Consider the following 5,985-nt stretch of genomic DNA (forward strand, 5'->3'; position numbering starts at 1 on the left):
ACCGCGCCGGAGTCCGCGCCCGAGTCCGAGCCGCCCCCCGGCACGGGCTCCACGACCGAGGTGCTGCCCTGGCTGCGCGAGACCCTGGCCGAACTGCTCTACGCGGACGCCGTCGCCCCCGACGACGACTACTTCGCCATCGGCGGCAACTCCATCATCGCCCTGCTCCTCCTCAAGCGCGTCGAACAGCGCTACGGCGTCAGCCTGCGCATGATCGACGTCTACGACCACCCGGCCGTCGCCGACCTGGCCTCCGCCGTCCAGGCCGACCTGACGCCGTCCCCCGACCCGGCCCCGGCATCCGAATCCCCGGGGACCGCACCCGGCGAGGACACCACCGCCCTCCCGCCGATCCGGCGGACCGACACCCTGGTCCTGTCCTACGGGCAGGAGCGCATGTGGTTCCATCACCAGCTCGATCCGGGCACCACCCTCTACAACCTCCCGGGCGCGTCCCGCCACAGCGGCCCGATCGACCCCGAGGCCATGCGGCTGGCCTGGGAGGACCTGGCCCGCCGCCACGAAGTCCTGCGGTCCAACTTCGTCTCCGTGGACGGCCGCGCACGGCTCGCCGTCCGGCCCGAGCTCGGTGACTTCTTCCGCTACGAGGACCTGACGGGGAGGGACGACGCGGAGCGGATCGCCCGCGAGATCATCCGGGTCGAGTCCGAGCGGTCCCTCGACGTGGAACGGGACTCACTCGTCCGCGTCACCCTGATCCGCCTCGCCCCCGACGACCACCTCTTCTGCTGGCTGACCCACCACGCGGTGAACGACGGATGGGCGCCGCAGATCCTCATGCGCGAGCTGATGGAGTTCTACCAGGCACGCGGCGAAGGACGCGAACACCGCTTCGAGCCGCTGCCCGTGCAGTACCGCGACTACGCGCACTGGCAGCGCGAGCTGATGGAGCACGGGCTGCTCGACGGCCAGCTGGCCTACTGGAAGGAACGGCTCACCGACCCCCCGGCCCTGGCACTTCCCACCGACCGCCCGCGCGCCGCGCGGATGGACTACGCGGGCGCCGCCCACGGCCTGACCATCCCGCCCGCGCTGGTCGACCGGCTCCGCAAGGTCGGCGTGGAGGAGTCCGCCACGCTCTTCACGATGCTGCTCACCGGACTCAACATGACCCTGTCCCAGTGGGCGGACCAGCAGGACATCGTCGTCGGTACCCCCACGATCGGCCGTACCCGGCCCGAACTCTGGGGCCTGCTCGGCTTCTTCAACAACACCATCGCGCTGCGCTCCGACCTCTCCGGCGACCCGGACTTCCGCACGCTGCTGCGCCAGGTGCGCACCGGTGTGATCGACGGCCTGGAGAACCAGGAGATCCCCTTCGACGCCGTGGTCCGCGAAGTGGCCCCCGAGCGCGGCCCGGCCCGTAACCCGATCTTCGACGTCATGTACGTCCACCAGACGCTGCCGCCCCACTTCGTCTTCGGCGAGAGCCTGTTCGGCCCGGCCGTGGACGAGGAGGGCGGGCCGCTGTTCCCCGGTCTTCCGCCGGGGACGTCCAAGTTCGACATCTCGGTGGTCGTCGGGGAGCGCGCCGGAGCCGACGACCTGGACGTGGTGGTGGAGTACAGCACCCACCTGTTCGACCGGAGCACCATCGCCGCGCTGACCGGCTCCTGGGTCGACCTGCTGTGGGCGGCGACCGGGGACGTCGATCTCCCGCTCTCCGCGCTCCCGGGCCGGCCTGCCGGCCACGGGCCGGACGCCGCGGCGGGACTGCGCCGGTTCGAGCTGCCCACCGACCGGCCGCGCCCCCAGGGCGGCGGCACCGGCACCACCGCCCGTCACGAGACCGGTCTCCCCGACGGTCTCGCCCCGGCCCTCGACGAGGCGGGTCTGCTCGCCGTACTCGTCACCCTGCTCACCGAACGCGCCGAGGCGGACGAACTCGTCGTCGGCCTTCTCCGGCCCCACACGGCGCCGCTGCCCCTGCGGATCGACGTGACCGACGAACCCTCGCTCACGGAACTCACCGCACGGATCGCCCGGTTGACCGCGCGGGCCGAGCCCCGGCCGGGGGCACTGCCCGTCGACATCACCGTGGACCTCCGGGGCACCGGAGACGCGGGTACCGCGGACGCGGCCGACGGCCCCGCTCCCGACCTGCACTGGAGCGTCGCCGACCACTGGCTCGCCGTCGACTACCGCACCGAACTGTTCGACGAGGCGACGGTGCTGGCCCTGGCTGACGACTTCGTCACCCTGGCGCGCGCCGCGGCCGCGTCCGCCGAATGACACCGCGAGCGCGCACCGAACGGGAAGGAACCACACGCGTGGTCCAGAGCAAGGACAGTGAGCCGAACACGGCCAGGATTCCGGTGGGCGTCGTCGGAGCCGGCACCATGGGCGCCGGGGTCGCCCAGTGCTTCGCGGCGGCCGGCCACCCCGTCGTGGTGGTCGACCCCGACCCGGCGGCCCGTGCGAGCGGGCCGCAGCGGCTGCGCGCCGGGATCCGCGCCGCACGGCTGCTGCGCCGGCGCGACCCCGGCGCCGCCGAGGAGCGCGTGAGCTGGGCGGCGGACCCGGCCGCCCTGTCCGACGCCCTCTTCGTCGTGGACTGCGCCCCGGAGAGGCTCCCGGTCAAGGAGGCGATCTTCCGCGCCCTGGACCGCGCGTGCCCCGCCGACGCGGTGTTCGCCTCCTGCACTTCCGCGATACCCATCGGCCACCTCGGCTCCTTCACCGGCCGCCCCGCGAACGTCATCGGCACCCACTTCATGAACCCCGCGCCGCTGAAGGACACCGTCGAGGTCGCCACCTCCACGTCCACCGGCGCGGACACCGTGCGCCGGACCCTGGACCTCCTGGCCGGCCTGGACAAGAAGGCGATCGTCGTCGGCGACGGCCCGGGATTCGTCAGCAACCGCGTACTGATGCTGACGGTCAACGAGGCCGCCGCCGTCGTGGAAGCCGGCACCGCCGACGCCGACACCGTGGACCGGGTCTTCAAGGACTGCTTCGGGCACGCCACCGGCCCGCTGCGCACCGCCGACCTGATCGGTCTCGACACCGTCGTCGACACACTGGTCGTGCTGCGCGAGTTCACCGGCGACGACCGGTTCCGGCCGACACCGCTGCTGTCGAAGCTGGTCGCCGAAGGCAGCGTCGGCAGAAAGGCCGGCCGCGGCTTCCACCCGTACCCCTCACACCGGTCCTCCATCGATCCGTCGCGGCCCGCAGGAGCTGACAGCCATGTCTGATCACCGCAGCACGTGGACACCGACCGCCGACGTCGTCGCGGAGGCCGTGGACATCCACGGCCCGGTGGACGTGACCCTTCTCCAGGACGCGATACGCCAGGTGACCGGCGAGGCGGAGGCCGTACGTCTGCGCGCGGACGGCGGCGCCGGCGGCCGCACGGAGTTCACCGACGGCGGGAGCGTCCCGCTGACCATGGTGGACCTGGCCGACGAGGCCGACCCGGCCGCCGCCCTCGACGCCTGGCTGCGGGAGGAGACGGCGCCGGGCAAGGGCACGTCACGGTCCTCGCAGGCCCTGATCCGGCTCGCGGACGACAGGTTCACCTGGTTCCACGGGCACCCCCGGCGCGTCCTCGACACCTACGGCTGCGCCCTCGTCAGCCGCCGCGCCGCCGAGGTCTACACCTCGCTCGTGGCGGGCCGGCCCGTCGCCGGGGGCGCACTCGCGCCCCTCGCACGGCTCACCGAGGCCGAAGCCGCCTACCGGGCCTCGACGGCACCCGAGGCGGACACCGCCTTCTGGCGCGAACGCCTCGCCGGCCTCACGCCCGCCGGGCCGCCCGCAGGAGAGCCCGGCGCCGTACGTATGTCGGCGGCTGCCCCGCTGCCGTCCGCCGACACCGAGCGCGTGCGCGCTGCCGCCCGCTACTGCGGCGCCCACCCGCGAGCGGTTCTGATCGCCGCCGTCGCCGCCCATCTGCACCGGACCACCGGCACCACCGACGTGGTCGTCGGACTGCCCGTGGACGGCCGTTTCGAGCGCGCCCTCCAGCGCGTGCCGGGCGCCGCCGAGGACATCGCCGCGCTGCGCCTGGACGTACGGCCCGGCACGCCGTTCGCGGACCTCGTCCGGCAGGTGGCCCGCGAATCGCGCCGGGTCCGCCGCCACCAGCGACTCCGGCACACCGAGGTCTGCCGCGCGCTCGACCCGGCCGGGACCGGCGAAACGCTGTACGCGGCGATCGCCGACGTACGGGAGGCACCGCCGGCCCTGCGCTTCGGTGACCACCCGGCGACCGGTCGGCGACCGGCCGGCCCGCCGTCGGCCGCTCCGAGGTACCTGCTGGACGAGGATCCGGACGGTGTGCTGCGCGTCGCCGTCCTCCACCCCGGAACCGGAACCGGAACGGACCTCGACGACCGTGTCCGCGACCTCCGCGACCTCCTCGTCGCCGCGGTCTCCGCACCGGGCCACACCCTCGCGGCGCTCGGCACACCGCCGGCCGGGGAACAGGCCGACGCGACCACCCCCCCAGCGGCCACCACGGGGCGCACGGACCACGACACCCTCACATCGGTGCTGGACGCGGCCGCGCGACGCGCACCCGGCGCCGTCGCCGTACGCGACCGGACCGGACAGCTGACCTACCGCCAACTCCACGAGCGGGCCAACAAGCTGGCCCGGCTGCTCATCAGCCGCGGCGCGGGTCCCGAGCGCCTGGTCGGCCTGCTGCTGCCGCGCACCACCGACATGCTCGTGGCGATGCTCGCGGTCCTGAAGTCCGGCGCCGCGTACCTGCCGCTCGACCCGGCCTACCCCGACGAGCGCCTGCGCTTCGTGGTCGGCGACGCCCGGCCGTCCTGCCTGCTCACCGACACCGCCCACGCCGGCCGGGACCTCGGGACACCCACCGGCCCGGTGGTCGTCCTGGACGACGGGGCGGTACGGGCGGAACTGACGTCCGCCGCGTCGCACGACATCACCGACGGCGAACGCACCGCACCACTGACGCCCGCTCACCCGGCGTACGTCATCTACACCTCCGGATCCACCGGCGCCCCCAAGGGCGTCGTCGTCACCCACCGCAACGTGCTGCCGCTCCTCGCGTGGGCCGAGCAGGAGCTGGGACCCGACGCGCTCGCGCACAGTCTCGCCGCCACCTCGTTCAGCTTCGACGTGTCCGTGGCCGAGGTGTACCCGCCGCTGGCCACCGGCGGCACGGTCGAGGTCGTACGGAACCTGCTGTCCCTCCTGGACGACGAACCGCCCCGGTGGTCCGGCGGTCTCGTCTGCGCGATCCCCTCGGCGCTCGGCAAGCTGCTGGACCGGACGAACCTCGACCTGTCGGCCCGGACCCTCGCCCTCGGAGGTGAGGCGCTGCCCGCCGATCTCGCCGACCATGTGGTCCGGACGATGCCCGGCACCCGGTTGTTCAACGCCTACGGGCCGACCGAGGCCACCGTGTACGCCACCGCGTGGCGGGCCGACGGCCCGCAGGCCGGCGGTGCGCCGCCCATCGGCCGGCCACTCGGCCACGTCCGCGCCCATGTCCTGGACGACGCCCTGAGGCCGGTCGAGGACGGCGCGGCGGGGGAGTTGTACCTGGCCGGCGACGGACTGGCCCGCGGCTATCTGGGCCGCCCGGGGCTGACCGCGGACCGCTTCCCCGCGGACCCCTTCGGCCCGCCCGGCACCCGCATGTACCGCACCGGTGACCTCGTCCGCCGCCGTACCGACGGGCAGCTCGACTTCCTCGGACGCGTGGACGAACAGGTCAAGATCAACGGCTTCCGGGTGGAGCCCGGCGAGGTGGAGGCGACACTGGCCCGCCACCCCCGGGTCGCCGAGGCGATGGCCGTCGTACGCACCGACCACGCCGGGGACGCCCGGCTGATCGCCTACCTGGTCCCCTCCGACACGTCCGCGCCGCCCGCGCCGCGGGACCTGCGCGCCTGGACCGCCGAACGCCTTCCGGCGCACCTCGTACCGGCCGAACTCCGCCTCACCGGCGCCCTTCCCCGCACCCCCAACGGCAAGCTCGCCCGC

Annotated in this window: 3 protein-coding genes; all 3 read left to right on the forward strand. The window is 74.1% G+C overall.

Going from position 1 to position 5,985, the window contains the following annotated elements; all coding sequences use genetic code 11:
* The coding region (locus tag GXP76_RS33430; protein WP_242575377.1) for a condensation domain-containing protein at nt 1-2,253 on the forward strand (2,253 nt) is incomplete at its 5' end.
* A gap of 38 nt (nt 2,254-2,291) precedes the next feature.
* Complete coding sequence (locus GXP76_RS33435) at nt 2,292-3,218, forward strand: 3-hydroxyacyl-CoA dehydrogenase family protein (RefSeq protein WP_242575378.1); 927 nt, start codon at nt 2,292-2,294, stop codon at nt 3,216-3,218.
* On the forward strand, nt 3,211-5,985 hold a 2,775-nt coding region (locus GXP76_RS33440; RefSeq protein WP_242575379.1), incomplete at its 3' end, for an amino acid adenylation domain-containing protein. The genes GXP76_RS33435 and GXP76_RS33440, both read left to right, overlap by 8 nt.

The organism is Streptomyces sp. NP-1717, assembly GCF_022695985.1.
GTDB lineage: Bacteria > Actinomycetota > Actinomycetes > Streptomycetales > Streptomycetaceae > Streptomyces.